Raw genomic sequence first — 25,759 nt, 5'->3', positions numbered from 1 at the left:
GCCCGCCGGACACTGCCGTCGTCGGCGCTTTCGGGGGCACGTAGACTTCGTGCCATGGCGAGGAAGGAACCCGCAGCGGACGCTGCGAACCCCGGGCGACTGAAGCAGATCGCTCTGACCTACAAGATGACCCGCAAGGCCGACAAGAAGATCGGTCTTGTGCTCGCGGGTGTCGGCATCGTCGTCTTCGGTGTCCTCCTCGGGATCGGTTTCTTGATCGGTCACCCCATCTATCTCGGCATCCTGGGCCTGCTGCTCGCCTTCCTCGCGACGGCGATCGTCTTCGGGCGCCGGGCCGAGCGGGCGGCCTTCGGCCAGATGGAGGGACAGCCGGGCGCCGCGGCGGCGGTACTGGACAACGTGGGCCGGGGCTGGACGACGACCCCCGCGGTGGCGATGAACCGCAACCAGGACGTGGTGCACCGCGCGGTCGGCAAGGCCGGCATCGTGCTGATCGCGGAGGGCAACCCGAACCGGGTGAAGTCCCTGCTCGCGGCCGAGAAGAAGAAGATGAACCGCATCGTCGCCGACGTCCCCGTGCACGACCTGGTCGTGGGCACCGGCGAGGGCCAGGTCGAGCTGAAGAAGCTGCGCACGACCATGCTCAAGCTCCCCCGCGTCCTGAGCGGCCCGCAGGTCACCGTGACCAACGACCGGCTGCGCGCCCTGGGCGACCTGATGAGCAACATGCCGCTGCCCAAGGGCCCGATGCCGAAGGGCATGCGGATGCCCCGCGGCGGCAACCCCAGGCAGCGCTGACCCGCAGCACTCCGAGACGCCGGTACGGCGACGGGGGCGGCCCGATCCACTCGGGCCGCCCCCGTCGTCGTACCGGCGTCGTCGTGCCGGCATGTCGTCCCGGCATGTCGTACCGGTGCGTGCGAGTCAGACGCGGACTTCCACGGTGCGAGCCAGCCGGTCGTGCAGGCCCCGGCCGTCGCGGTCCCAGATCAGCGCCGGGAGGGCGAGGCACAGCAGGACCGAGCGCAGCAGGGCGCGCAGCGGGCTGGGCCGCCCCGTGGCGAGGTCCACGACCCGGAGGCCGAAGAGGCGCTTGCCGGGGGTGAAGCCGATCGTGCCGACGGTCAGCACGCTCAGCACGAAGAAGATCAGCAGGGCCCAGTTGCTCGCCGTCTGCCCGTAGCTGCCCGTGATCAGGCCGTATGCGATCAGGGAGCACAGGGCCCAGTCGACGGCCAGCGCGCCGAGCCGCCTGCCCGGACGGGCGATCGAGCCCGGTCCCTCCTCGGGCAGACCGAGCTGCTCGCCGCGGTATCCGAGATCGGCGCCGGACTCTTCGATGGCCGCGCGGGGGCCGGAGAGCCACGAGCCGATTGCTTGCCTGTTGTCCACCCGACCACGGTACTGCGCCCGTATACGGACCGGGGACGGTGGGGTGTGACGCGCCCCGAACCGGCCTAGGCTGGGAAGGGAGCCGGTTAACTTCTGCGAAACAAATGGGTCACGCCCGAGAAATCACCCGTCCCTAGGGTCGAGGAAGCGTGTGCCACCCGCACTGGCCTCACGAACGATCTACCAACCCGGCGGGACGGTCGGGAGTAGGAGGAGCTGGATGTTCCAGAACGCCGACGACGTCAAGAAGTTCATCGCGGACGAGGACGTCAAGTTCGTCGATGTCCGGTTCTGCGACCTGCCGGGCGTCATGCAGCACTTCACGCTGCCCGCCGAGGCGTTCGACCCCGACGACGAGCAGGCCTTCGACGGATCCTCGATCCGTGGCTTCCAGGCCATCCACGAGTCGGACATGTCCCTGCGCCCCGACCTGTCCACCGCGCGCGTCGACCCGTTCCGCCGGGACAAGACCCTCAACATCAACTTCTTCATCCACGACCCGATCACGGGCGAGCAGTACTCCCGCGACCCGCGGAACGTGGCGAAGAAGGCCGAGGCGTACCTGGCCTCCACGGGCATCGCCGACACGGCCTACTTCGGCCCGGAGGCGGAGTTCTACGTCTTCGACTCGGTGCGCTTCAAGACCGCCGAGAACGAGTCCTTCTACCACATCGACTCCGAGGCCGGCGCCTGGAACACCGGTGCCCTGGAGGACAACCGCGGTTACAAGGTCCGCTACAAGGGCGGCTACTTCCCGGTCCCGCCGGTCGACCACTTCGCCGACCTGCGCGCCGAGATGTCCCTGGAGCTCCAGCGGTCCGGCCTCCAGCTGGAGCGCCTGCACCACGAGGTGGGCACCGCCGGCCAGGCCGAGATCAACTACAAGTTCAACACGCTGCTCGCCGCCGCCGACGACCTGATGCTCTTCAAGTACATCGTCAAGAACGTGGCCTGGCGCAACGGCAAGACGGCGACCTTCATGCCGAAGCCGATCTTCGGTGACAACGGCTCGGGCATGCACGTCCACCAGTCGCTGTGGACGGGCGGCGAGCCGCTCTTCTACGACGAGCAGGGCTACGCCGGCCTGTCGGACACCGCCCGCTACTACATCGGCGGCATCCTCAAGCACGCCCCGTCGCTGCTGGCCTTCACCAACCCGACGGTGAACTCCTACCACCGCCTGGTGCCGGGCTTCGAGGCGCCGGTCAACCTGGTGTACTCGCAGCGCAACCGCTCCGCCGCGATGCGCATCCCGATCACGGGCTCGAACCCGAAGGCCAAGCGCGTCGAGTTCCGCGCCCCGGACGCCTCCGGCAACCCGTACCTGGCGTTCTCCGCCCTGCTCCTCGCGGGCCTGGACGGCATCAAGAACAAGATCGAGCCGGCCGAGCCGATCGACAAGGACCTCTACGAGCTGGCTCCCGAGGAGCACGCCAACGTGGCGCAGGTCCCGACCTCCCTCGGCGCGGTCCTCGACCGCCTGGAGGCCGACCACGAGTTCCTCCTCCAGGGCGACGTGTTCACGCCGGACCTGATCGAGACGTGGATCGACTTCAAGCGCGCCAACGAGATCGCCCCGCTCCAGCTGCGTCCGCACCCGCACGAGTTCGAGATGTACTTCGACGTGTGAGCGAGACGTCCGACCGAGACGTGTGACCGACCGGGCCCGGCCCGCGACGTCCGGCGCCCCCGCCCCTCCCCTTGCGGAGGGCGGGGGCGCCGTCGTGCGTGGCCCGTGCGTGGCCGAAAACACTTCACAGGCCGCGGGCGTGCCGGGATCATGTCCACTAAGACGGTTGTTCGAGTCAGGGGGACGGGGAGAGTGCCGGAGATGCCGGAACGGGACGACGAGGAGCGCGAGTACGACCTGAGGTGGGCCGACGGTGCCGAGCACAAGGAGCCCTCGGCGCGGGCCCGGATGCTCGCCGCGCGCTGGAAGGAGAACCCTCCCGGGCCGGTCCCCTTCCGCGCCGACCCCGAGCACGTGCGCTCCGCGCGCCGGTCGTCGTGGGTGTCCACGGCCGTGGTGCTGGGCTGCGTGGCCGCCGTGATCGTACTGCTCGGATACGTCAACTTCCGGGCGCCCTACTAAGGCCGGCCGGCGCCACCGACCGGTACGCCGCACCCCGGCCGTCCGGTCCCGGCGGCCTCAGCGAAACGTGTCGACGTTGCGGGCGGCCCAGTCGGCGAAGGGACGGGGGGCGCGGCCGAGGACACGCTCGACGTCGGGGCTGACGCGCAGCTCGGCCGGGCTCGGGTTGCCGAGGATGTCGAGGGTGTCGTCCGCGAGTTCCGCGGGCATGCTCCGGGCCATGGCCGCCCTGGCCTCCTCGCGGGTCAGCTCCCGGAAGGCCACGGGCGAGCCCAGCGCGGCGGCGAGGGCCTCCGTCTGTCCGCGCGGAGTGATCACCTCGGGGCCGGTCAGCTCGTAGGAACCGCCGGTGTGCCGGTCCTCCAGCAGACAGGCCGCGGCCACCGCGGCGATGTCCGCCGGGTCGACGACCGGCACTCCGACGTCGCCGAAGGGCGCCGCGACGAGCCGTTGCGCGCGGACGGACTCGGCCCACCACAGGGCGTTGGAGGCGAACCCGCCCGGCCGCAGGACGGCCCACTCCAGGCCGGAGTCCCGCAGCGTGTCCTCCAGTTCCCGCATCGCGATCCGTGTGGCGCCGAAGGGCCTGGTCACCACGCCGAGCGTGGAGAGCAGGACGACGCGGCGGACCCCGCTGCCCGCCGCTTCGGCGATGATGCCGGCCGGGTCGGCACCCGTGGCGTGCAGGTCGCCGGAGAGCAGCAGGAACAGCGACTTCGCCCCGGCCAGCGCGGGCCGCAGGCCGGCCGGCTCGGCGAGGTCGGCCACCACGTGTCGGACACCGTCCGGCACCGCCGCCCGGTGCCGCGACACCGCCGTCACCTGCTCCCCCGTCTCCGCCAGCGCCCGCGTCAGCGGTCGGCCGATGTTCCCGGTCGCACCGGTTACCACGATCATGATCAGCTCCCTCTCGGATGCCCTCTGTGGATCTTCACGCTAGGAGCGCGGGCTTACTTTTGGTAAGGGCATACCTGAAGGTAAGCTCATGACATGACGGAAGGCTCGCAGCAAGGACGGGACGAGACCCGTGCGCGGTATGACGTGTTTCACACCGACTGCCTGGCGCGCGACGTGGTCGACCACGTGACCAGCCGGTGGGGCATCTGGGTGCTGATCTCCCTGCGCCGCAACGACCTCCGGTTCTACGAGCTGCGCGAGAGCATCCAGGGCATCAGCGAGAAGATGCTCGCCCAGACCCTGCGCGTGCTGGTCGAGGACGGTCTGGTCTGGCGGGAGGTCGAGCCGACGACGCCGCCCCGGGTCACGTACGGGCTGAGCGAGTTCGGCCGGGACATCGGCGAACCGCTGACGGAGCTGTTCGACCGCATCACCCGGCGGCTGTCGCCCGGCACCCGGTAGCGTCCGGGACGCCGGGTGCACACTGGACAGCGGGACGAGTGTGCGACTGCGAGGTGATGCAGATGCAGAGCCGCTTCCGGAGTGACCGGCGGTTGACCGTGCGCATGGGGATCACGCTGTTCCTGCTCGGTCTGCTGTACGTGGGGTTCGTCGCCGCGCTGATCGCGGTGCTGAAGTCCTGGGTACTGGTCGTGGTGATCGTGGCGCTGGTGCTGGGGGCGCAGTACTGGTTCTCCGACCGGATCGCGCTGTTCGCGATGCGCGGCCGGGTCGTGGAGCGGGACGAGTATCCGGAGCTGCACGGAGTGGTGGACCGGCTGGCGGCGATGGCCGACATGCCGAAGCCGGTGGTCGCGGTCTCGGAGATGGAGATGCCGAACGCGTTCGCGACCGGCCGCAACCCGGACAACGCGGTGGTCTGCGTCACCAGCGGGCTGCTGCGGCGGCTGGAGCCCGCTGAGCTGGAGGGCGTGCTCGCGCACGAGCTGTCGCACGTGGCGCACAAGGACGTCGCGGTGATCACGGTGGCGTCGTTCCTGGGCGTGATCGCGGGACTGATCGTGCGGTTCGCCTTCTACTCGCAGCTCTTCGGCGGGCGCCGGGACCAGAACACGATGGCCGCGCTGGCCGTGGTGATGGGCGTCTCGGCCGCCGTGTACGCGCTCAGCTTCCTGCTGATCCGGGCCCTGTCCCGGTACCGGGAGCTGGCGGCCGACCGGGCCGCGGCCCTGCTCACCGGGCGCCCGTCGGCCCTGGCGGCGGCCCTCACGAAGGTCACCGGCGACATCGCCCGCATCCCGACCAAGGATCTGCGCACCGCGCAGGCCTTCAACGCCTTCTACTTCACTCCGGCCTTCGGCAGCGACCCCGGTCTCGGCCGGTTCTTCGCCACCCACCCGACCTTGGAGCAGCGGCTCGAGCAGCTGGGCCGGATCTCCACCGAGCTGGGCGAGGCGCCGGCGCCCGGCAGGGCCTGAAACGCGGGCTGCCGCGGGAAGGACGGACACCAGAGCATGGGACTGCTAAACATCCTGCTCGGCCGGTCGAGGGCGGTGGGGCCCGATCTCGACCGGCTCTTCGCACTGCCCTCGGCGGCGGTGGGCCTGGAGGCGTCGGCCGGCTTCCGGCCGACCGGTCAGGGGGCGGTGTGCTTCGCGACGGTCGAGGGCGCCGCCTTCGAGCGCACGCACCGCGAGATCCGCGCCCTGCTGGACGCGGACGCCGGCCGGACCCCGGTGGACCTGACCCACGACTCCTACGGCTACTCCTGGCTCGTCTCGCACCGCTCCCCGGACGAGCTGCCCCTCCTGGTGAACGACCTGCACGCGGTGAACAGCACCTTGGAGGCGGGCGGCTTCGGCCCGCGGCTGCTGTGTTCCCTGGCCGGTTTCACGCAGGACGACGGGCGGCGGCTCGCCCTCGTCTACCTCTACAAGCGCGGCACGTTCTACCCCTTCGCGCCCCTGCCCGGCGAACGGCGGCAGCGGGACAACGCGCTGGAACTGCGGATCCGGGCGGCACTGGCGGGCGAACTGCCGGTGGAGGGCGACCTGGGCCGCTGGTTCCCCGTGTGGGGAGCGCCCGGCCTCTGACCGCGGTGCACCCCCGGCTGTCAGTGGTGTCGGGCACGATGGCCGTACCGAGGACGCATACGGAGAACGCACACCGAGGACGTACGGGCGTACGGACGGGCGGAGGGCCTGCATGGGTGACGGCGGACGACGGCACATCGGGGCGGCGGAGCGGCGGCACCGGCTGGCCCTGCGGCAGCGGCTGGCGGTGAGCGCACGGGCGGGAAGCCCGGAGGAGGTCGCCGGATCACTGGTCGCGCTGCACGGCACGGATCCGGCGGCGGTCCACCTGGCCGTGGGCGCGCGGCTCGCGGACGCCGCGAAGACCGTGGGCGAGACGGAGCGGGCCCTGTACGAGGACGGGACGCTGGTCCGGATGCACGGCATGCGGCACACCGTGTTCGTGTTCCCCACGGAGCTGACGGCGGTCGTGCACGCCTCGACCGGCCGCACCGTGGCCGCCCGGGAGCGGGCCAGGCTGCTCAAGAACATGGCGGAGGCAGGAGCCCCGGACGCCGCCTGGCTGGCGGAGGTCGAGGAGTCGGCGCTGGCCGCGCTGGCCCGGCGCGGCCAGGCCACGGCGGCCGAACTGGCCCGCGACGAGCCGCGCCTGAAGGAGCAGTACGTCTACGCCGCCGGGAAGAGCTACGAGGGCGTGCACACCGTCTCCACCCAACTCCTGAGGGTGCTGGGCGTGGAGGGCAAGGTGGTACGCGGGCGGCCGCTGGGTTCGTGGACGTCCGGCCAATTCCGCTGGGCGCCGGCGCCCGAGCATCCCGAGCTGGACCCGGGCGAGGCGCAGGCCGAGCTGCTGCGGCGCCGGCTGGCGGCGTGCGGACCGGCGACCGAGGACGACCTCAAGTGGTGGACCGGGTGGCGGGTGACGGAGGTGCGCCGGGCCCTGACCGCGATCGGCGCCGAGGCGGTCGCACTGGACGAGGGCACGGGATACCTCGTCGCCGGAGACGCCGGCCCGGTCGCCGGGCCGGCCGAGCCGTGGGCGGCGCTGCTGCCCGCCCTGGACCCGACGGCGATGGGCTGGCAGCAGCGGGACTGGTACCTCGCGCCCGGGCTGCGGCCGAAGCTGTTCGACCGCAGCGGCAACGTCGGCCCGACGGTCTGGTGGAACGGCCGCGTGATCGGCGGCTGGGCCCAGCGCGCCGACGGAGAGATCGTCTGGCGGCTGCTGGACCGCGAGGGCACCGGCCGCGACACGGAGGCCGCGATCGGTGCCGAGGCGGAACGCCTGTCGTCCTGGGTGGGCACGACCCGGATCACACCGAGGTTCCGCACACCGTTGGAACGGGAGTTGTCGGCGTAGCGGGGCGCCCTTCGGGCCCGGCGCCGGGCGCCGCGAGAGGTCACGGCACCCGGCGCCACCGTCAGCGCGAGTACCGCATCAACGCCCGCACCATGTGGCACGTGGTGTCCGACGGCGGGTGAATCCCGATGGTCAGGGCAGCGCTCCGTATCCGCTCGTTGCGCGCCTGGTCGGCCAGGTAGACGCCGGAGTCGAGCAGGGCGATGGCGAGCCGCATCGCCTTGAGCCGGCGGTTGTGCGTGACGTACCACTCGCGGGGGCGGCCGGCCGGCAGCGGACGCTTCGCCACGGGTTCGTACGGAAGGTCGAGCAGGACGGGCCGCTTGGCGGTGGACTGGGTGGGCTTCGGCTTCAGTGCGGCAGCGGGCACGGGCATCCTCCTGTCGCGGTCAGGGCGCCGGCCGGACCGCCCGGCGACACCCTCGAACACTGCTTCTATTTTACCGCCCCCCACTGACAAAAGCCCCTGCCCACAAGGCCTTTCGGGGCCGCTGAGACGCACGGGGTGAACGGGTTTCCACGCCTTCCGGCTACCGTGTGCGGCATGGAGATCTGGATCAATCCGGCCTGTTCCAAGTGCCGCAGCGCGATCACTCTGCTCGACGCGGAGGGGGCCGACTACACCGTCCGCCGCTACCTGGAGGACGTCCCGAGCGCGGACGAGATCCGCGAGGTGCTCACCCGGCTCGGGCTCGAGCCGTGGGACATCACCCGCACCCAGGAGGCGGCGGCCAGGGAGCTGGGCCTGAAGGACTGGCCCCGTGACGAGGCGTCACGCGACCGCTGGGTCACCGCGCTCGCCGAACACCCCAAGCTGATCCAGCGCCCGATCATCACGGCCGACGACGGAACGGCCGTGGTGGGCCGCACCGATGAGGCGGTTCGGGACGCTCTGTCCCGGTAGTTCGGGGATTGTCGCGCGCCGCGACTGGGGGTGGTCCACGCTGTTACCCTGCGCGGCCATGACACACGATGATCAAGGGCCGCACCACGGGCAGCGGCACACGCCGTACGGGCAGTACCCACCGTACGGACAGCAGCAGCCGTACGGACAGCAGCAGCCCCAGCAGTACGGTCCGTACGCCGCCTCGGCGGATCCGGCCCCCTGGCCCCCCGAGCAGCACCGCGGGCGCGGCCGGCGCCTGGGGCCGGTGGTGATCGCCGTGACGGGCGTCGTCCTCGTCGCGGCCGTCGCCGGCGGCGCACTGATGTACAGCGGCGGCGACGAGGACCCGGCCGCGTCGGCCGCCGCGCCGGACACCACGGCGACCGCGACGCCCGCCGCCGCCCCCTCGGTGACCGGAACCCTGCCCTCCGACGCCCCCTCCGGCCTGCCGTCGTTGCTCGCGCGGCCGGTCATACGCCCCGAGCAGGCATTCCCGGAGGCCGCCGTACGGCTCGAGGACGGCTCCCGGTACGAACGCGTCGACCTGGCCACGACCACCGACTGCGCCCAGGGCATGTCGCAGGAGCTGGCCGCCCTGGCCGAGCAGGGCGAGGGCTGCTCGCGGCTCACCACGGCCCTGTTCACGGACGCCGAGCGGCGCTCGCAGGTGTCGGTGACGGTGGCGAGCTTCGTGCGCGCGGAGGACGCCGGGACGGTGTTCGGCATGGCCTCCATGGACCCGGTGACGTACCAGACGGTGTCGCTCGACCCGCCGCCCGAAGCCGGACTGCCGACGGTGCCGCCCGGGTCGGCCGGCGTCTTCCGGCGGCTGATGACCGTACGGTCGGTGGTGTTCGCGAACGGGCAGTGGGGCGACGGGTCGGAGACCGGGGAGGCGGACCTCATCCGGCAGACGGAGGGCCTGCTCCAGTACGTCGACGACAACGTGGTGGCGTACGAACAGGGTTAGGGGCGTGTGACGCAGGTTACGTACGAGTATCAACGCGACCGCTGAGCAAGTCCGTTCGGTATCTCGTACATAGCGGCGTACGCTCCCCTACCTCTTCAGGAGGCGCGCATGTCGCGCAGGAGAACTCCCGGTACGAAGAAGAAGATCGCGCTCCTGGTGAGCGCGGCCGCCGTGGCGGGCGGCGGCGCCTTCGTCATGGCGAACGCGTCGAACGCCGCGCAGCCCACCCAGCAGGCGCGGACGAAGGCCGCCCAGGACTCGAACGTCTGCCAGGGCCTGGCCACCGCGCTCGGCAACAACCAGCGGTTCATCGAGGGCCAGCGGGCCGACCCCGACGCGCAGTCCGCGGCCCGGATCGAGAACCGCGAGGCCGTCGTCGCGGAGATCGAGCGCAAGCAGGCGGCGTCCGGCTGCGCGGTGGGGGAGTCGGCTCAGGACTCCCAGGCCGCGCAGCCGCCGCAGGCCGGGCAGGAGGCGGGTCAGGACGCCGGCCGGGGCGCCGGGGAACAGACCGGAGAACAGGCGGGCGGCCAGGCCGGAGGTGCCGCACAGGCCGGCGAGCAGGTCTGCGCCGGGTCCACCGTCACCCTCTCCGGCGAGGGCGGCGCGCCCGCCGCCTCCAGCAACCGGTTCCCGGTGGGCACCAGGCTCAAGGTGACCAACCTCGACAACGGCAAGTCCACGACCGTCGAGGTGAACTCGGTCTCGGGAAGCTGCGCGCTGCTCAACAACGCGGCGTTCGAACAGGTCCGGGAGGAGGGCAAGTTCCTGATTCGGCGGGCGCTGATCGAGAAGGTCGGCTGAGGCTCACACGCCCGGCACGCCCGGCACGGCCAGGAAGTCGCCGAGGCGGCGGCCGAGAGCGGGCGGTGCGGACTGCGGCAGCGCGTGGTGGGAGACGTCCGGCAGGACGGCGGTCTCCACGTGCGGCAGCAGGGCCCGCGCCCGGGCAGCCACCCCGGCGGGGTCGTGCGTCCTGCTGTTCCCGGCCAGGAGCAGCAGGACCGGCACGTCCAGTGCGCGCAGGGCCTCCGGGGCCGGGCGCGGTCCGGTGACCGGCCTGCGCTCCGGGAAGCCGACGGCGGCCTCCTGGAGGGCGAGCCAGTCGGCGTCGAGCGGGGTCGCGCCGGTCTCCCAGTCCAGGAAGGCGCGCACCCGGCGGGGCGTGGGCCGCAGCAGCATCGGCAGCGCGCGCAGCAGGTAGGCCGCCTTGAACCCGGCGAAGCACTGGGTCGGGTCCAGGAGGAACAGGCGGCGTACCCGCTCGGGGGCGTGCAGGGCGTGATGCAGGGCGATCCAGGCGCCGTAGGAGTGCCCGCCGAGGTCGGTCTCCGCGATGCCGAGGCCGTCTAGGAGCACGTCCAGCCAGCCGGTGAGGTCGGCGACCGTACGGGGGTGGCGGTCGCCGGCCGGGGTGCTGCGGCCGGGGGCGCCGATCAGGTCGACGGCGTGGACGCGGTGGGTGCGGGACAGCTCGCCGGCCTGGGCGTGCCAGGACGCGGAGGTCGCCGCGCCGCCGCCCGGCAGCAGGACGAGGGGGCGGGCACCGGCCGGTCCCGTCACGTGGACGTGCGTCTCGCCGAAGGGGGTGGGGACGGTCACCGACCCGGTCCCCGTGGGCCACTTGGCCATGACCCTGTCGTAGGCGTCGTGGAAACGGCCGGCGTCGTACGGACCGCGAGCGCTCATCAGTGGTGCCCCCTGTTTCGCTTGCTCCTTGTTCCTGCCTCCCCGGTATTGTCTCGGTGAACGAGATACTTGTCGAGCGAGACGAATCCGGAAGGGGTCCACATGCCCGACCAGGAACCGGAGATGGAGATCGTCCATCTCCTGCGCGCGGTCACCGTCGAACTGGGCGCGCACAGCGCGCGGTTCGCGCAGCGCAACGGCATGCACCCCACCGACGTCCGGGCGCTGATCGCGCTCATGGACGCCGCCCGCGCGGGCGAGGCGGTGACCGCCGGGCACCTGGGCGCCGCGCTCGGGCTGAACTCCGCGGGGACGACGGCGCTGGTCGACCGGCTGGAGCGGGCCGGTCACGTGCGCCGGGTGCGTGACGAGCGGGACCGGCGCAGGGTCACCGTCGAGGTGGACGAGCGGGCCGTGGCTCTGGGCCGGTCCCACTTCGGACCGCTGATCGGGCGGGCGGTGGAGCTGCTGCGCGGTTACGACGAGCGGGAGTTGGCGGCCATCAGGGGCTTCCTGACCGGCGTCCGGGAGGCGGCCGGGGACGACGGACGTGAGCCTGACCACAACGACCGCGGGTAACACGGGGTTCACATACGGGCAACGGCCGGGAAATCGCCGGTTGGCACGCTGCACGGCAGTAGACGCGGCGCCCCTGCCGCCCCAGCGCCGCGGCACCCGCGAGTGCGGCGAGAACACCCGAAGGATGTGGCCCCCGTGACCTTCAAGGCCGAGTACATCTGGATCGACGGCACCGAGCCGACGGCCAAGCTCCGTTCCAAGACGAAGATCATCACGGACGCCCCGGCCGGCCTCGACGCCCTGACGCTCTGGGGCTTCGACGGCTCCTCCACCAACCAGGCCGCGGGCAACTCCTCGGACTGCGTGCTCAAGCCGGTCTTCTCCTGCCCGGACCCGATCCGCGGCGGCGACGACATCCTGGTGCTGTGCGAGGTCCTGGACACGGACCTGACGCCGCACCCCAGCAACACCCGCGCCGAACTGGCCGAGGTGTCGGAGCGCTTCGCCGCGCAGGAGCCGATCTTCGGCATCGAGCAGGAGTACACCTTCTTCAAGGGCGCCCGCCCGCTCGGCTTCCCCGAGGGCGGCTTCCCGGCCGCGCAGGGCGGCTACTACTGCGGCGTCGGCTCGGACGAGATCTTCGGCCGCGACGTCGTCGAGGCGCACCTGGACAACTGCCTCAGGGCCGGTCTGGGCATCTCCGGCATCAACGCCGAGGTCATGCCCGGCCAGTGGGAGTTCCAGGTCGGTCCGCTGGCGCCGCTGGAGGTCTCCGACCAGCTGTGGGTGGCCCGCTGGCTGCTCTACCGCACCGCCGAGGACTTCGAGGTCTCCGCCACCCTCGACCCCAAGCCGGTCAAGGGCGACTGGAACGGCGCGGGCGCGCACACCAACTTCTCCACCAGGGCGATGCGCGAGGGTTACGAGGCGATCATCACCGCCGCCGAGTCCCTCGGTGAGGGCTCCAAGCCGATGGACCACGTCAAGAACTACGGCGCCGGCATCGACGACCGCCTCACCGGTCTGCACGAGACCGCCCCGTGGAACGAGTACTCCTACGGCGTCTCCGACCGCGGCGCCTCGGTGCGCATCCCGTGGCAGGTCGAGAGGGACGGCAAGGGCTACATCGAGGACCGCCGTCCCAACGCCAACGTCGACCCGTACGTCGTGACGCGTCTGCTCGTCGACACCTGCTGCGCGGCGCTGGAGAAGGCCGGCCAGGTCTGAGACCGGCCGACTCAGCCACTGACCACTCCGCCACTGACGACTCCGGCCCGGGCCACTGCGGCCCGGGCCGCGTTGTCAGTGGCGCGTGCGAGGGTGGGGTCATGGAGATCGACGGGGTCCTGGCCATCAGGGTCGAGACGGAGAACTGGCAGAAGCACGCCCGGATTGGGGCGGCCGAGCTGCGGGAACTGGTCACGCGCATCGGCCACGCCGGCGACCGCTTCCTGGTGGTGCAGCGGATACCGGACATCCCCGACGTGTTCGCGCAGGTGTGGCACGAGGAGGGCGGGGAGTACCGGCTGGAGTACCGGGCCGCCGCGGACGCGTTCTTCGGTACCGACCTCGACGATCCCCACCGCGCGGCCGACCTCCTGACCGGCTGGGCACGCCAGGAGCCCGGCTGGGACGCGGGCGTGGCCTGGGAGCCGATCGCCGTCCCGCCGCAGGAAGGTGTCCCCGACCTGCCGGACGAGGTCCGCGAGCAGGTCGAGCGGCGGGTGCGCGAGCAGCTCCGCTGCGGCTACGACAGCCGCGGGACGCTCTCCGAGATCGCGGAGGACTACCTCGTCGGCGGCGAGTACGGCGAACGGCCGGTGTCCCCCGCCCAGGCCCGGCAGTTGGTGGACCGGCTGTGGCTGGAGCGACTGGCCGAGCAGGAGTCCTGGGGCGGGGACACCACCGACCCGGACCGCCTCACCCGGGTCTTCGAGGTCCTGGACGCGGCCGGTGTCACCGCCCGGGAGAACTTCGCCTGCTGCCGCGGCTGCGGCACCGCGGAGATAGGCGCGGAGCGCGAGGGGGCCCGCGGCTTCGTCTTCTTCCACCGGCAGAGCACCGAGGCCGCCGCCGAGGGACACGGACTCATGCTGCACTACGGCGGCTTCGACGGCTCGGAGGAGACGACCACGGCCGTCGGGCACGAGGTCGTGGCGGCGTTCACGGGGTCCGGACTGTCCACGGAGTGGAACGGCGACCCGGGCAGAGCGATCGCCGTCACCCCGCTGAACTGGCGCAAACGGCTGGAGGGCTGACCGGTCCGGCGGCTGGTTCCGGGCGGTCGGCGTCCACGCACTGAGAGGACCCTCCTCTCCCCCGCCGCCGTCTGCTTCAATGAGCCCATGGTCGGCTTCCGGAAGTACGCAGCGACGGGTCGCCGTGACCTCGAGCCCTTCTGGCCCTCCCGTCAGCACGACGACTTCGACCGGGTGTGTTGCCGCGCGACGATCGCGCCGGCCCGCTAGAAGCCGTATCTCACAGGCCTTCCGCGCCTGCCGCCGGTGCGCACGACGTACGTCCCGCGACGCGCCCGACCACGAACTCGCGCCCGTCGCCCCTCCCGACGAACTCACGCGCGAAAGAGCTGACGTCTCATGGCGACCACCCGTTCCCTGTCCACCGTCACCCTCGGCTCCCCCACCGCCCCTCCCGACTCCACCGGCACCCGGCACCGGCTGCGCGCCGTCGCCCCGGGCGAGGCGCCGGACGTCGCGGACCTGCTGCCACCGGGCGCCACCTGGCTGCCCGCGCCGCCGCACACCCTGCCGGCCCTGCCGGGACACCCGCCGATGGTCGGCTACCTCGTGCTCGTCCCCGCCGACCAGCAGCCGCCGTTCCTGGACCCGGCTCCTGACCCGGGCCCGGCCCCGGGCTCGGACCCGGCCCCGGACCGCAGCGGGGGCCGGGCGGAGAACCCACTCGTCCGGATCGACCCCGCACGACGCACCGCCGCCGTGGACGGACGCGACCTCGACCTGACCTACCTGGAGTTCGAACTGCTGGCCCACCTCGTCACCCATCCGCACCGGGTGCACACCCGCGACCAGCTGGTCACCACGGTGTGGGGCTACGGACACGTGGGTGACGGCCGCACCGTCGACGTGCACGTGGCGCGGCTGCGCCGGAAGCTCGGCGCGGAACACCGGCGGACGATCCAGACGGTACGGCGCGTCGGCTACAAGTACACGCCGCCCACCGGCCGCTGAGCCCACGGAACCCACGGAATCCACGGAACCCACGGAGCCATCGAGTCACTGAGCCGCCGAGGCGGGGACCCGTCGAGCCGCTGCGTCCGTCTGCCGACGGCAGAGACCCGTTCCCCGCGGCCGCCGCACCCGGCACAGTGACCGGCATGAGACTACTGGTGCTGGGCGGTACGGAGTTCGTGGGGCGGGCCGTGGTCGAGGCGGCCCTCGACCGGGGCTGGGAGGTGACCGTCCTGCACCGCGGACGGCATGCCCCGCCGCCCGGAGCGCGGGCGCTGCACGGCGACCGCACCGCGCCCGACGGGCTCACCGCCCTGGCCGGGGCGGCGGACACGTGGGACGCCGTCGTCGACACCTGGTCGGCGGCGCCCCGCGCGGTACGGGACGCGGCGCGGCTGCTGCGGGACCGCGCCGGACGGTACGTGTACGTGTCGAGCCGCTCGGTGTACGCCTGGCCCCCGCCCGCCGGGTGCGCCGAGGACGCCCCGCTCGTCGAGGGCGCCTCGGCGGACGCCGGGCAGAGCGACTACGCCCGGGACAAGCGGGGCGGGGAGCTGGCCGTCTCGGACGCCTTCGGCGCGGACCGCTCGGTTCTCGTCCGGGCCGGGCTGATCCTCGGCCCGTACGAGAACATCGGCCGGCTGCCGTGGTGGCTGGACCGCGTCGCCCGCGGCGGGCCCGTCCTCGCACCGGGCCCGCGCGAGCTGCCCGTGCAGTACATCGACGTCCGCGACCTCGCCGACTGGACGCTCGGCGCGGTGGAGCGGGAGCTGGGCGGACCGTACAACCTGGTCTCCCCGCCGGGGCACACCACCATGGGCGGACTGCTCGACGCCTGCGCGGCGGTCACGGGCGGCACGGCGGAGCTGCGCTGGACCGACCCCGGGACCGTCCTCGCCGCCGGCATCGAGCCCTGGGTGCAGTTGCCGGTGTGGACTCCTCCGGGCAGCGACCTGCACGACGCCCTGCACACGGCGGACGTCTCGCGGGCCCTGGCGACGGGGCTCACGTGCCGGCCCGTCGAGGACACCGTGGCCGACACCTGGGCCTGGCTGCGGAGCATCGGCGGCACGGCACCCCGGCGCCCCGACCGGCCACCGGTCGGCCTGGACCCGGAGACGGAGGCGGAGGTCCTGGCGGCCGGCGCCGGCGGGCCCGGCGGTGGTGTACCTGGCAACACCCCCTGACCGGGGTGCCCGGCCCAGTGCCCCGCGCCGTCGCCTCGGCGAGACTGATGCCATGAGCATCGAGACGAAGAGCGGCACACGGCAGGCAGGACCAGCGGAGCGAACGCGGACGCGGACGCGGCGTGCGGCGCTGTCGGCCGTGCGGGGACTGGCACTGACGTTCGTCTCCCTGCCCATCGCGGTGGTCTGCTTCTGCCTGACCCTCGTGTCCGTCGCCCTCGTCCCGATCGGGATCGGCATCGTCACCACACCCTGGGTGCTGACCGGCGTGCGGATGTTCGCGGACTGGCGGCGGGTGCTCGCCGCCGAGTGGGGCGGGGAGCGGATCCAGCGGGCCTACCGGCCGCTGCCCGCGGACGCCAACCCGTGGACGCGCACCTTCGGGATGCTCGGTGACCCCGCGACCTGGCGGGACTTCCGCTGGCTCCCGGTCGACATGACCGCGGGCTTCGTCACCGCGCTGCTGGCCTTCGCGCTGCCGGTCTACGCGCTGGAGGGGTTCGTGATCGCGGCCGGGCTGTGGCGGGCCTGGGACGACACCTACTGGTACGGCTTCGTGCCCGTGACCGACCAGACCACCGCGCTCTACGCCGCCGCCCTGGGCGCCGTCCTCCTCGTCGCCGCCGTACGGCTCTCTCCGCTCGTGCTCCAGGCCCACTTCCGGCTCACGAGCGCGATGCTCAACTCGGGCCAGGGCGAACTGGCCGAGCGGGTGCGGGTCCTGACCGAGACCCGGCGTGACGCCGTCGACACCTCCGCCGCCGAGCTGCGCCGCATCGAACGGGACCTGCACGACGGGGCGCAGGCCCGGCTGGTCGCCATGGGCATGGACCTGGGCACCATCGAGGCGCTGCTGGAGAAGGACCCGGCGAAGGCCAGGGAACTGCTCGCCCAGGCCCGCCGGTCCTCCGCCGACGCCCTGACCGAGCTGCGTGAACTCGTCCGCGGCATCCACCCGCCGGTGCTCGCCGAACGCGGCCTGGGCGACGCGGTGCGCGCGCTGGCGCTGCGGCTGCCCGTCGCCTCGGAGGTCGACGTGGACCTGACCGGCCGTGCCGACGCCCCGGTGGAGGCGGCCGCGTACTTCGCGGTCAGCGAGATCCTCACCAACGCCGTGAAGCACTCCGGTGCCGACCGGATCTGGATCGACATGCACCACGAGGACGGCCGGCTGCGCGTCTCCGTCACCGACAACGGCAAGGGCGGCGCCGTGATCGGGGCGGGTTCGGGCCTGGCCGGGGTGGAACGGCGGCTCGGTACATTCGACGGTGTCCTGGCCGTCGGCTCGCCCGCCGGCGGCCCCACCATGGTCACCATGGAGATCCCTTGCGCGTTGTCCTAGCCGAAGACCTGTTCCTGCTGCGCGACGGACTGGTCCGGCTCCTGGAGGCCCACGACTTCGAGATCGCGGCGGCCGTCGAGACCGGCCCCGAGCTGTCCCGGGCCCTGGCCGAACTGGAGCCGGACGTCGCCGTGGTCGACGTCCGGCTGCCGCCCACGCTCACCGACGAGGGCCTTCAGTGCGCGCTCCAGGCCCGGCGCGACCGGCCCGGGCTGCCGGTGCTCGTCCTCTCCCAGCACGTGGAACAGCTGTACGCGCGCGAGCTGCTGGCCGACGGGAGCGGCGGGGTGGGGTACCTGCTGAAGGACCGGGTGTTCGACGCGGAGCAGTTCATCGACGCCGTACGGCGGGTGGCGGGTGGCGGTACGGCGATGGACCCGCAGGTCATCCAGCAGTTGCTGAGCCGGCGGGCGGCGGAGGACCGGCCGCTGGAGCGGCTGACCCCCCGCGAGCTGGAGGTGCTGGAGCTGATGGCGCAGGGCCGGACCAACGCGGCGATCGCCGGCAAGCTCGTCGTCACGGAGCGGGCGATCGCGAAACACACGGCGAACATCTTCACCAAGCTGAGCCTCGAGGTCTCGGACGACGACAACCGCCGTGTGCTGGCCGTTCTCGCGTATCTGGACCGCGGCCGCTGACCTCCTCTCGGGTCCCGCACGTCCCACGGGACCCAGCAATTCCCCCTACGGGTGAACACCTCCGGAGCGGCTTCCGTATGGATGGGAGCCGCTTCACCCCTGTCGGGCGCCCTCGATGCCCCGCAAGCGATGCCTCCGCAAGGAAGTTCAGAGGAGTTCCATGGGACGCAACACGAGAAAACGCCGTATGCCGCTGGCCACCAAGATCGTTGCCGGGGCGGCGGCCCTGACGGTCGGCGGGGGCGGGCTGGTCTGGGCCAACTTCTACGCTTCGGCGCACGAGGATCATTCGGGCCACAACCGGACCCGGTCGGCCGCCGCGCAGGTGGCGACGATCGACTGCCCCGACGTCGGTCAGCAGATCCGGGACGTGCCGGACCGGGCGCGCGGGGAGGTGGACGGCGAACTGGCCACGATGGACAGCCAGATCACCAACGCCTACCAGCGCCTGGCCACCACACGGCGGGCGCAGGCGGGTGACGCGCAGTTCGTGCAGAACTCCATCCTCGGCCCGCTCAAGGACCGGCGGAAGGCGATCATCGACCGGATCCAGCTGGAGATCAACCGGGCCGGCGGCAAGGCCGACGACAACCTGGACGAGCTGGCCGCGTGCCAGGGCCGCCCCGCGGACCAGATGCAGAACGGCGACGGCCAGAACGGCGACGGCCAGATGGACGACGGCCAGAACCAGGGCGGCGACGGCGACGGCGGCGACGACAACGGCAACGGTGTCGCGGGCCCGGTCGCCGAGGACTTCGTCGACATCAACGACGTCCGGCCGAACACCCGCGACAGCCGCAACGGCCTGGCCGCCGACGGCGACGGCGGCTCCACCGGCACCTTCACCACCGACTGCGGCGTCAACGAGAACAACCTGTTCAACAGCGACAACCTGATCGCCGCCCCGGGTGTCGACAACGGCGCGCACCACACGCACGACTACGTCGGCAACCAGGACAACGACGCCTTCTCCAGCGACGAGGACCTGGCGAACGCGGACACCTCCTGCCAGAACCAGGGCGACAAGTCCACGTACTACTGGCCGGTGCTGCGCCTCCAGGACGGTACGCAGGAGTTCGACGCGAACGACCAGGGCGGTGGCGCCGAGGGCAACATCGGCAAGATCCTCAAGCCCGCCGAGGCCCGGATCCAGTTCGTCGGCAGCCGGCAGGGCGACGTGGTCGCGATGCCGAAGTTCCTGCGGATCATCACCGGTGACGCCAAGTCCTTCACCAACGGCGACGCCAACGCCAACACCTCGTGGAGCTGCTCGGGCTTCGAGGACCGGCAGGTGACGGACAAGTACCCGCTGTGCCCCGACGGCAGCCAGGTGCTGCGGACGACCAACTTCCAGAGCTGCTGGGACGGCCAGAACATCGACAGCGCCAACCACCGGGACCACATGGCGTTCGTCCAGGAGGACGGCAGCTGCCCGAACGGCTTCCAGGCCGTCCCCCAGCTCCAGATCCGCCTCGCGTACGACATCCCCACCCCGACCGTCGAGAACGGCCAGGTGCAGAACCCTTACGCGGTGGACAGCTTCCCGGAGCAGTTGCACAAGCCGATCACCGATCACAACGACTTCATCAACGTCATGGACGAGGACCTGATGAACGAGGTGGTCGACTGCATCAACCGCGGCGAGGACTGCCAGTAGCGACGGGGGGTCGTTGAGCCGGGAGAGGGCCGGTGACGGAGATCGGATCCGTCACCGGCCCTCCTGGTGTTCCCGTGCGTCCGGTCAGCCGCCGTGTCCGGCGTGCTCGCCGTGCCCGGCCGGGTGCCCGCCGCCGTGCTGGACGCCCTGTTCCAGGGTCCCGCCGAGCCGGCCGCGCAGGCCGGCCACCACGTCCTCGTGGCCGACGGCGACCCATTTGCGGCCGACGAGGTAGTAGCCGCCGTAGTCCTTGGCGGTGTTGATCCACTCGCGCTGGCCGCGGTCGGTGGCGAAGGTGGCGAGGACGTATTTCTCGTCGCCCTCGCGGCAGAGGGCCTGGCGGATGGTGTCGGCGTCGGTCTGCATGTTCGGGGCGCACTCGGCCTCGGCGGCCAGGTGTTCCAGGCTGCCGGTCGCCGTCTCGGGGACGGCTGCCCCGCCGTCCCCGCCGGCGCCGCAGCCCGTCAGCGCCAGGACCGCCGCCAGGGCGGCCGGCGCGAGCAGTGGTCGGGTCAGCCTCATGTGTTCCTCCGGTCCGCTGGTGCGACATGCCGCACGGAGCCCCCGCGAGGGGCTCTCGCCATCGGTACGGCTGCCGGAGGCGAAGTACTCAGCAACGCTGGTGCCCTTGTGCCGGGGCCGTGCGAGAGTGGCGTGGTGGAACAGGACTGGGAAGAGCGCGTGACGGCCGCCTGGGCGGCGTTCGACGACTACGCCGAGGAGGACGCCGCCGGCTTCCGGGCGGTGGTCGACGCCCTCGCCGACGAGTTGCCCGCGGGCGACCCCCGCGGCCTGTTCGAGCGGGCCTGCGCCTGGGACTCCACGGGCCACTCCGACCGGGCCGTGCCGCTGTACCGGGAGGCACTGGCGGGCGGGCTCGGCGAGGTCAGCCAGTACAAGGGGCGCCGGGCGAAGATCCAGCTCTCCAGCTCCCTGCGCAACACCGGGCACCCGGAGGAGGGCGTGAAGCTGCTCTCGCCGGAACTGCTGGCACCGTCGGACGAGTTGGACGACGCCGTGCGCGCGTGCCTCGCGCTCTGCCTGTCGAGCATGGGCCGCGACCGCGAGGGCCTGTCCCTGGTACTCGGCGCGCTGGCGCCCCATCTCCCCCGCTACCAGCGGTCGATGGCCAACTACGCGCGGCTCCTGGTGGAGCCGGAGGAGGAGTAGCGCGCCCTCGCCCGGCGCGGCCGGACGGTGACCATCGCCCCGTTCGCTCGTTCTGCTGAACGTGCAGCCACAGGATGTCGCCCCGCGCCCCGCACCGTCCTCCGCTCCCTCGGCCGACCCGGTCGTCGACGTCGAGCAGGCCGAGGCGGCGCTCGTCGAGCACTATCCGCGCCTGGCCCGGCTGGCCTACCTGGTGCTGCCGCCGGGCCTGGGCCGGGGCCGCCGTGTCCTGACCGCGCACGCCCTGGCCCAGCGCGCCCTGCCCCGGAACCGGACGACGACCCCGGTGATCCCGGCCCAGTCCACCGGCCGCCCGGTCGACCCCGGGTACGCGCTGGTCCGGCTGCGGGTGGTGCGTACGGCGCTGGAAGCGGGGCTTCCGCTGCGGCGGCGGGCGTGGCCCCGGCGGTCCCAGCTGCCGCCGCTGCTGCCGCAGGTACGGGGGCTCAAGCTCTTCCCGCGCTCGGGCGGCGCCGACGAACTGGCCCTGGACCAGCGGCTGGCCGCGCTCTCCGCGCCGGGCCGGGCGGCGTACGCGCTGCGCGGTCTGGAGCGGCTGTCCGAGGACGGGGTGCGCCAGGTGCTGCGTGCCGCGGGCGTCCGTGACGCGGACGCCGCGCTGCGGGAGGCCGACGGGGTGCCGGGGCAGTACGGGCTGCTGGACTCCCCCGAGTTCGACCCCTGCTCGTTGCAGGCCAGGCCGACCGATCTGCTGCGCCGGCGGCAGCACACGAGGGCCGCGCTGGTCGCCGGGGCGGCGCTGGTGGTGTGCGCGGCGCTGCTCGGCCTGCCCGGGGACGGCTGGGGGCCCGACGGTGCCGCCGCCCCGCCCTACGCGCGGAACCCGGCGGCCGAGGCGGCCCTCGACCCCGGCAAGCTCGGCAGGGTCGCGCCCGCCGCGTGGGAGACGTCCGCGCGCACCGACTTCTCGGTGTGGCCGGCGCGCGGCGACCTCACCGGCGACGAGGAGCTGCTGCGCCGTGCCCTGGCCGTCTGGGCCCGGCCCGGCGAGAGCGTGGGAGTGTCCGCGACGCCGGGCACCCAGACCGGCGGTCCGGCCGGTCCGCCCCAGCTGCTGTACGCGGGCACCGTGGACAACGCGCGGGTGGTGATCCTGCACGACGGTCTGCGCCTCGTCCGGTACGCCGAGCCGAAGGACGGTTCCGCCGGTGCGGCCCTGGACTTCGCGCGGACCGACGGGGCCGGCCGGGCCACGGCGACCGCGGTGGTCCTGGGCCGGGCCGACGCGAACGTCCGCTATCTGACGGCCCCGTGGGTGACGGAGGTGGCCGCGCGCGATCTGGTCGAGCCGGACTCCGGTCCCAGGGAGCTGACGCTCACCGACGGTGTGACGTCCCCGCTGGCCAGCCCCGTGCAGCAGCAGTCCGGCGCGTGCACGTCGTGGAACGTGCTGGAGCTGACCGACGGTTCGGACACCCGGGTGGTGACCGACCTGGGCGAGCTGGTGCCGGCCCGCCTGACCACCGGGCGCCCCGGTTCCGCGAAGGACGCCTCGGGCGCGAAGGCCCTGGACGACTGGGCGCCGTACGCCTGTTCGCTGGGCGCGGTGCGCGGGCAGGGGGTCCGGTCGGTGAACGCCTGGGAGTTCGCGGCGCAGCCGCTGCCCGACGGGACGGGGTCGGGGGACTGGGTGTGCACCCGCGCCGAGACCTGGCGCGGTGGAGGAGCCCGGGTGCTGGCGCAGTTCCGGACGCCGGGCGGGGCGCAGGGCGCGGTGGCGGCGAAGGCGCAGGACGTGCCGGCCTGCGGCGAGCGGGACCCGCACGTGCTGGCCGGGGTGCTGTGGAAGTCGCAGGGCGGGCACTGGTACCTGCTGGCCGCGGGCAGCCGGGGCACGACGTCGATCGAGGCCACCGGCGGTATCAGCGACTCCGCCGACGGGAACCTGCTGACGGCGAAGGCCGAACAGGGCGCCCGGGCCGAGCTGAAGGGCACGCTGGACGACGGGCGGACGATCGGCGGACTGCGCTAGCCACCGTCCACCGCACCCGGGCATCCTTGCTGACATCGGCGTCAACAAGTATCGGCGGAAGGGTTCCCCGCGGACTTACCGCTCAGTACATTGACGCCATGTCTAACAAGCCTGTCCCGCTCATGGCACGGCTGCGGAAGCCGACGACCCTGCTCTTCGCGGCCGGCGCCGCGCTCGTCGTGGGCGCGGGCGCGGTGCGGCGCCGGACGTCGGGCTCGCCGCCCCGGACGAGGTCCGTCCCGCGCCCGTCCGCCTCCGGTCCGTCCCGTCCCCGCGCGCTGACGCTGCTGGTGACCGCGCACGAGCGGCTGGCCGACGGGGTGGTGCTGCTGCGCCTCGAGGGGACCGGCCTGCCGTCCTGGGAGCCGGGCGCGCACCTGGACCTGGTGCTGCCGTCGGGCCTGGTACGGCAGTACTCGCTGTGCGGCGACCCGGAGGACACCTCGTCGTACACGGTGGCCGCGCGGCTCGTCGAGGACGGGCGGGGCGGCTCGCGCGAGCTGCACGAGCAGGTGCAGGAGGGCACGGAGCTGGAGGTGCGCGGCCCGCGCAACCGCTTCCCGCTGGTCGATGCCCCCTCCTACGCGTTCGTCGCCGGCGGCATCGGCATCACGCCCGTGCTGCCCATGCTGCGGGCGCTGCCGGAGGGCGCGGAGTGGCGGCTGCTGTACGGCGGGCGGACGCGCGCGTCGATGCCGTTCCTGGAGGAGATCGAGAAGCTGGACGCGGACGGCGGGAGGGTCACCGTCGTCGCCGAGGACGAGGACGGGCGGCCCGATCCCGGCGCCTTCCTGGCGGGCCTGCCGGAGGGGGCAGCCGTGTACTGCTGTGGCCCGGAGGGCCTGATGACGGCCGTGGCGGAGCACCTCCCCGACGGCGCCGCACTGCACCTGGAGCGGTTCGCGCCGCGCACGACGGCCGACGGCGACGGGGAGTTCGAGGTCGAGCTGCACCGCAGCGGGCGCACGCTGACCGTGCCCGGCGACTCCTCGGTGCTGGCCGCCGTGCGCGCCGAGCTGCCGAACACCCCGTACTCGTGCGAGCAGGGCTGGTGCGGGACCTGCCAGCAGACGGTGCTGGAGGGCGAGATCGACCACCGGGACGACCTGCTGACCGACTCGGAACGCGGCGACTCGATGCTCATCTGCGTGTCCCGGTGCCGCGGTACCCGGCTGGTGCTCGACATGTGAACGCCGATGCCCGGTCCGGCCCGTTCAGGGCCGGATTCGATCGGTAAGGTGTTCGTATGACTACCGGGGTACGCCGCAGAATGGGCGTCGAGGAGCGGCGGCAGCAGTTGATCGGCGTCGCGCTCGATCTGTTCAGCCGCCGCTCGCCCGACGAGGTCTCCATCGACGAGATAGCGTCGGCCGCCGGTATCTCGCGCCCGCTGGTCTACCACTACTTCCCCGGCAAACTCAGCCTGTACGAGGCCGCGTTGCAGCGGGCCGCGGGCGATCTGGCGGCCCGGTTCGCGGAGCCGCGCCAGGGCCCGCTGGGGGCGCGGCTGCTGCGTGTGATGGGCCGCTACTTCGACTTCGTGGACGAGCACGGCCCGGGTTTCTCGGCCCTGATGCGCGGCGGTCCGGCCGTCGGCTCGTCGACGACCAACGCGCTCGTGGACTCCGTACGGCAGGCCGCGTATGTCCAGATCCTGTCGCACCTGGACGTCACCGAGCCGCCCGCGCGTCTGGAACTGGTGGTCCGCTCCTGGGTCTCGCTCGCCGAGTCGACGGCGCTGATCTGGCTGGACGGCCGTCGCGTTCCGCGCGCCGAGCTGGAGAGGCAGCTCGTGCACGACTTCGCCGCGCTGCTGGCGGTGAGCGCCGCCTACGACGAGGAGATGGGCGCCCTCGTGCGCCGTGTCGTCGCGGACGAGCCGGCCGACGGCCCCTTCGCGGACCTGGCCGCCCGGCTCGTCACCCTGACGGCCCGGTGAGCGCCGTACCGGCGTGGGGCCTGGTGGTGGAGACGACCGTGGGCACCGGGGAGCGCAAGCACACGGAGGCCCAGGTCGTCGGGCACGTCACGGGGTCCCGCCAGGAGGCGCTGGCGGAGCTGGAACGGCGGGCGCGGAGCTACTCCCCCACCCACCCCCTCAGCCCCCGGCGCCGTCGCCTGCTGCGGGTCGGGGACGGATTCCTGCTCGTCGTGGACGGCGCCTGGCAGTCCTTCGTCACCCGGTTCACGGTGGCGGAACTGCTGGAGGACTCGGCGGCCCCGCGAATCCCCGAGCCGGAGCCGGAGCCGGAGCCCGAGGCCGACGCGGCCCCGGAGCCGGTGGCCGGGGCGGCCCCGCCCGCCCCCGCCGAGGCCCGGGAGTCCGGGCTGGACGCGGACGGGGTGCCGGTACGGCCCGCCTGGCTGGGCCGCCGCGACCTGCCCTGAGGCGCGGCGCCCGTCCGGCGGGACCTCCTACTCGGTCTCGAACTTCCGGTACGACGGGTCCAGGTCGCGGACCTCGGCGGAGGCGTGCAGGGCGAGGCCGTCGCCCGGCTTGGCGTACTGGCGCAGCAGTTCCAGGACGGCCTCGGTCAGCCGCACCTTGGTCGCGTCGGTGCGGCCCGCGAGCAGCCCGAGCGTGACGTGCACGACGGCGTGCCCCTCGGTGTCGGGGCCGACCACGGTGTCCTCGGTGCGGCGGAACTGCGTCTTGCAGGCCGGCGGCTTCGCGGCCGCGATCTCGACGACGGCCTCGTGCAGGGCCCGCGCGAAGGCGGGCCGGTCGAAGTCGCCGGCGAGCCGCTCGGAGTAGTCGACGGTGATCTGCGGCATGAGCCCTCCCGTTGCGTGAACAGCAGGG

Annotated in this window: 29 protein-coding genes; 23 read left to right on the top strand and 6 right to left on the bottom strand. The window is 72.9% G+C overall.

Annotation, left to right across the window (positions count from 1 at the left end; genetic code table 11):
• The first annotated feature begins 54 nt into the window (after positions 1 to 54).
• Positions 55 to 759 (top strand): DUF4191 domain-containing protein, encoded by a 705-nt coding sequence (locus Sco07f_RS04405; RefSeq protein WP_007388369.1) that lies wholly within the window; start codon positions 55 to 57, stop codon positions 757 to 759.
• A 126-nt stretch (positions 760 to 885) separates the two neighbouring features.
• Here the strand turns inward: Sco07f_RS04405 and Sco07f_RS04400 are convergent, their stop codons facing one another.
• Positions 886 to 1,353: an RDD family protein gene (locus Sco07f_RS04400; RefSeq protein ID WP_054103302.1), complete on the bottom strand. Its 468-nt coding sequence runs from the start codon at positions 1,351 to 1,353 to the stop codon at positions 886 to 888.
• 220 nt (positions 1,354 to 1,573) lie between these two features.
• Between Sco07f_RS04400 and glnA the strand changes: the two genes are divergently transcribed.
• The gene (glnA, locus tag Sco07f_RS04395; RefSeq protein ID WP_007388370.1) at positions 1,574 to 2,983 is read left to right on the top strand and encodes a type I glutamate--ammonia ligase; all 1,410 of its coding nucleotides are present in this window, start codon (positions 1,574 to 1,576) and stop codon (positions 2,981 to 2,983) included.
• A gap of 201 nt (positions 2,984 to 3,184) precedes the next feature.
• Positions 3,185 to 3,445, top strand: coding sequence for an SCO2583/SCO2584 N-terminal domain-containing protein (locus Sco07f_RS04390; protein WP_007388371.1), 261 nt, complete (start codon positions 3,185 to 3,187; stop codon positions 3,443 to 3,445).
• A 57-nt stretch (positions 3,446 to 3,502) separates the two neighbouring features.
• Here Sco07f_RS04390 and Sco07f_RS04385 read toward each other — a convergent pair whose 3' ends face one another.
• Positions 3,503 to 4,342: an SDR family oxidoreductase gene (locus Sco07f_RS04385; protein WP_108986999.1), complete on the bottom strand. Its 840-nt coding sequence runs from the start codon at positions 4,340 to 4,342 to the stop codon at positions 3,503 to 3,505.
• A gap of 93 nt (positions 4,343 to 4,435) precedes the next feature.
• Here Sco07f_RS04385 and Sco07f_RS04380 point away from each other — a divergent pair, with 93 nt between their 5' ends.
• The 4 genes from Sco07f_RS04380 to Sco07f_RS04365 all read left to right on the top strand — a co-directional run bounded on the left by Sco07f_RS04380 (position 4,436) and on the right by Sco07f_RS04365 (position 7,696).
• Complete coding sequence (locus tag Sco07f_RS04380; protein WP_007388372.1) at positions 4,436 to 4,804, top strand: winged helix-turn-helix transcriptional regulator; 369 nt, start codon at positions 4,436 to 4,438, stop codon at positions 4,802 to 4,804.
• 62 nt (positions 4,805 to 4,866) lie between these two features.
• Positions 4,867 to 5,781: a zinc metalloprotease HtpX gene (htpX, locus tag Sco07f_RS04375; protein WP_007388373.1), complete on the top strand. Its 915-nt coding sequence runs from the start codon at positions 4,867 to 4,869 to the stop codon at positions 5,779 to 5,781.
• A 36-nt stretch (positions 5,782 to 5,817) separates the two neighbouring features.
• The gene (gene pspAB / locus Sco07f_RS04370) at positions 5,818 to 6,396 is read left to right on the top strand and encodes a PspA-associated protein PspAB (RefSeq protein ID WP_108986998.1); all 579 of its coding nucleotides are present in this window, start codon (positions 5,818 to 5,820) and stop codon (positions 6,394 to 6,396) included.
• 112 nt (positions 6,397 to 6,508) lie between these two features.
• Positions 6,509 to 7,696 carry a winged helix DNA-binding domain-containing protein gene (locus tag Sco07f_RS04365; protein ID WP_108986997.1) on the top strand — a complete coding sequence of 396 codons (1,188 nt, stop codon included), beginning with the start codon at positions 6,509 to 6,511 and terminating at the stop codon, positions 7,694 to 7,696.
• Positions 7,697 to 7,757: 61 nt separating this feature from the next.
• On the opposite strand, the gene Sco07f_RS04360 is transcribed toward Sco07f_RS04365, so the two are convergent.
• Positions 7,758 to 8,066: a hypothetical protein gene (locus tag Sco07f_RS04360; protein ID WP_007388365.1), complete on the bottom strand. Its 309-nt coding sequence runs from the start codon at positions 8,064 to 8,066 to the stop codon at positions 7,758 to 7,760.
• A gap of 174 nt (positions 8,067 to 8,240) precedes the next feature.
• Between Sco07f_RS04360 and Sco07f_RS04355 the strand changes: the two genes are divergently transcribed.
• From Sco07f_RS04355 to Sco07f_RS04345, 3 genes are all read left to right on the top strand, one after another.
• Positions 8,241 to 8,600 carry an arsenate reductase family protein gene (locus Sco07f_RS04355; RefSeq protein WP_007388376.1) on the top strand — a complete coding sequence of 120 codons (360 nt, stop codon included), beginning with the start codon at positions 8,241 to 8,243 and terminating at the stop codon, positions 8,598 to 8,600.
• A 58-nt stretch (positions 8,601 to 8,658) separates the two neighbouring features.
• Positions 8,659 to 9,552, top strand: coding sequence for a hypothetical protein (locus tag Sco07f_RS04350; protein WP_244941981.1), 894 nt, complete (start codon positions 8,659 to 8,661; stop codon positions 9,550 to 9,552).
• Between the two features lie 108 nt (positions 9,553 to 9,660).
• Positions 9,661 to 10,356, top strand: coding sequence for an SCO2207 family protein (locus Sco07f_RS04345; protein ID WP_108986996.1), 696 nt, complete (start codon positions 9,661 to 9,663; stop codon positions 10,354 to 10,356).
• 3 nt (positions 10,357 to 10,359) lie between these two features.
• On the opposite strand, the gene Sco07f_RS04340 is transcribed toward Sco07f_RS04345, so the two are convergent.
• Positions 10,360 to 11,241, bottom strand: coding sequence for an alpha/beta fold hydrolase (locus Sco07f_RS04340; protein WP_108986995.1), 882 nt, complete (start codon positions 11,239 to 11,241; stop codon positions 10,360 to 10,362).
• 102 nt (positions 11,242 to 11,343) lie between these two features.
• Here Sco07f_RS04340 and Sco07f_RS04335 point away from each other — a divergent pair, with 102 nt between their 5' ends.
• The 8 genes from Sco07f_RS04335 (at position 11,344) to Sco07f_RS04295 (ending at position 19,793) form a co-directional block, all read left to right on the top strand.
• The gene (locus tag Sco07f_RS04335) at positions 11,344 to 11,820 is read left to right on the top strand and encodes a MarR family transcriptional regulator (RefSeq protein ID WP_007448849.1); all 477 of its coding nucleotides are present in this window, start codon (positions 11,344 to 11,346) and stop codon (positions 11,818 to 11,820) included.
• A gap of 135 nt (positions 11,821 to 11,955) precedes the next feature.
• The gene (glnII, locus tag Sco07f_RS04330; RefSeq protein WP_108986994.1) at positions 11,956 to 12,987 is read left to right on the top strand and encodes a glutamine synthetase; all 1,032 of its coding nucleotides are present in this window, start codon (positions 11,956 to 11,958) and stop codon (positions 12,985 to 12,987) included.
• A 101-nt stretch (positions 12,988 to 13,088) separates the two neighbouring features.
• Positions 13,089 to 14,018 (top strand): DUF6891 domain-containing protein, encoded by a 930-nt coding sequence (locus tag Sco07f_RS04325; protein ID WP_108986993.1) that lies wholly within the window; start codon positions 13,089 to 13,091, stop codon positions 14,016 to 14,018.
• A gap of 339 nt (positions 14,019 to 14,357) precedes the next feature.
• On the top strand, positions 14,358 to 14,969 hold the full coding sequence (locus tag Sco07f_RS04315; RefSeq protein WP_108986991.1) for a winged helix-turn-helix domain-containing protein: 612 nt from the start codon (positions 14,358 to 14,360) through the stop codon (positions 14,967 to 14,969).
• Positions 14,970 to 15,115: 146 nt separating this feature from the next.
• Positions 15,116 to 16,156, top strand: a complete 1,041-nt coding sequence (locus Sco07f_RS04310; protein ID WP_108986990.1) for an SDR family oxidoreductase — start codon at positions 15,116 to 15,118, stop codon at positions 16,154 to 16,156.
• A 52-nt stretch (positions 16,157 to 16,208) separates the two neighbouring features.
• Complete coding sequence (locus Sco07f_RS04305) at positions 16,209 to 17,498, top strand: sensor histidine kinase (protein WP_087791268.1); 1,290 nt, start codon at positions 16,209 to 16,211, stop codon at positions 17,496 to 17,498.
• A complete protein-coding gene (locus Sco07f_RS04300) occupies positions 17,483 to 18,136 on the top strand; it encodes a response regulator transcription factor (RefSeq protein ID WP_054103297.1) in 654 nt (217 codons plus the stop codon). Before Sco07f_RS04305 ends, Sco07f_RS04300 begins: the two co-directional genes overlap by 16 nt.
• A 160-nt stretch (positions 18,137 to 18,296) precedes the next feature.
• Complete coding sequence (locus Sco07f_RS04295; protein WP_007448868.1) at positions 18,297 to 19,793, top strand: DUF1996 domain-containing protein; 1,497 nt, start codon at positions 18,297 to 18,299, stop codon at positions 19,791 to 19,793.
• Positions 19,794 to 19,877: 84 nt separating this feature from the next.
• On the opposite strand, the gene Sco07f_RS04290 is transcribed toward Sco07f_RS04295, so the two are convergent.
• Positions 19,878 to 20,315, bottom strand: a complete 438-nt coding sequence (locus Sco07f_RS04290; RefSeq protein WP_108986989.1) for a hypothetical protein — start codon at positions 20,313 to 20,315, stop codon at positions 19,878 to 19,880.
• Positions 20,316 to 20,450: 135 nt separating this feature from the next.
• Here Sco07f_RS04290 and Sco07f_RS04285 point away from each other — a divergent pair, with 135 nt between their 5' ends.
• The 5 genes from Sco07f_RS04285 to Sco07f_RS04265 all read left to right on the top strand — a co-directional run bounded on the left by Sco07f_RS04285 (position 20,451) and on the right by Sco07f_RS04265 (position 25,344).
• Positions 20,451 to 20,963 (top strand): tetratricopeptide repeat protein, encoded by a 513-nt coding sequence (locus Sco07f_RS04285; protein ID WP_167468009.1) that lies wholly within the window; start codon positions 20,451 to 20,453, stop codon positions 20,961 to 20,963.
• Between the two features lie 61 nt (positions 20,964 to 21,024).
• On the top strand, positions 21,025 to 22,956 hold the full coding sequence (locus tag Sco07f_RS40340) for a hypothetical protein (protein ID WP_108986987.1): 1,932 nt from the start codon (positions 21,025 to 21,027) through the stop codon (positions 22,954 to 22,956).
• Between the two features lie 98 nt (positions 22,957 to 23,054).
• A complete protein-coding gene (locus Sco07f_RS04275; RefSeq protein ID WP_108986986.1) occupies positions 23,055 to 24,146 on the top strand; it encodes a PDR/VanB family oxidoreductase in 1,092 nt (363 codons plus the stop codon).
• A gap of 56 nt (positions 24,147 to 24,202) precedes the next feature.
• Positions 24,203 to 24,895: a TetR/AcrR family transcriptional regulator gene (locus Sco07f_RS04270; protein WP_078581426.1), complete on the top strand. Its 693-nt coding sequence runs from the start codon at positions 24,203 to 24,205 to the stop codon at positions 24,893 to 24,895.
• Complete coding sequence (locus Sco07f_RS04265) at positions 24,892 to 25,344, top strand: hypothetical protein (RefSeq protein WP_007388387.1); 453 nt, start codon at positions 24,892 to 24,894, stop codon at positions 25,342 to 25,344. Before Sco07f_RS04270 ends, Sco07f_RS04265 begins: the two co-directional genes overlap by 4 nt.
• Positions 25,345 to 25,371: 27 nt before the next feature.
• On the opposite strand, the gene Sco07f_RS04260 is transcribed toward Sco07f_RS04265, so the two are convergent.
• A complete protein-coding gene (locus tag Sco07f_RS04260; RefSeq protein ID WP_007388378.1) occupies positions 25,372 to 25,731 on the bottom strand; it encodes a 5-carboxymethyl-2-hydroxymuconate Delta-isomerase in 360 nt (119 codons plus the stop codon).
• Positions 25,732 to 25,759 lie beyond the last annotated feature (28 nt).

The sequence above is a fragment of the Streptomyces coelicoflavus genome (assembly GCF_003112555.1).
Taxonomy (GTDB): domain Bacteria; phylum Actinomycetota; class Actinomycetes; order Streptomycetales; family Streptomycetaceae; genus Streptomyces; species Streptomyces coelicoflavus.
This window is presented reverse-complemented; position numbering and strand designations above follow the sequence as displayed.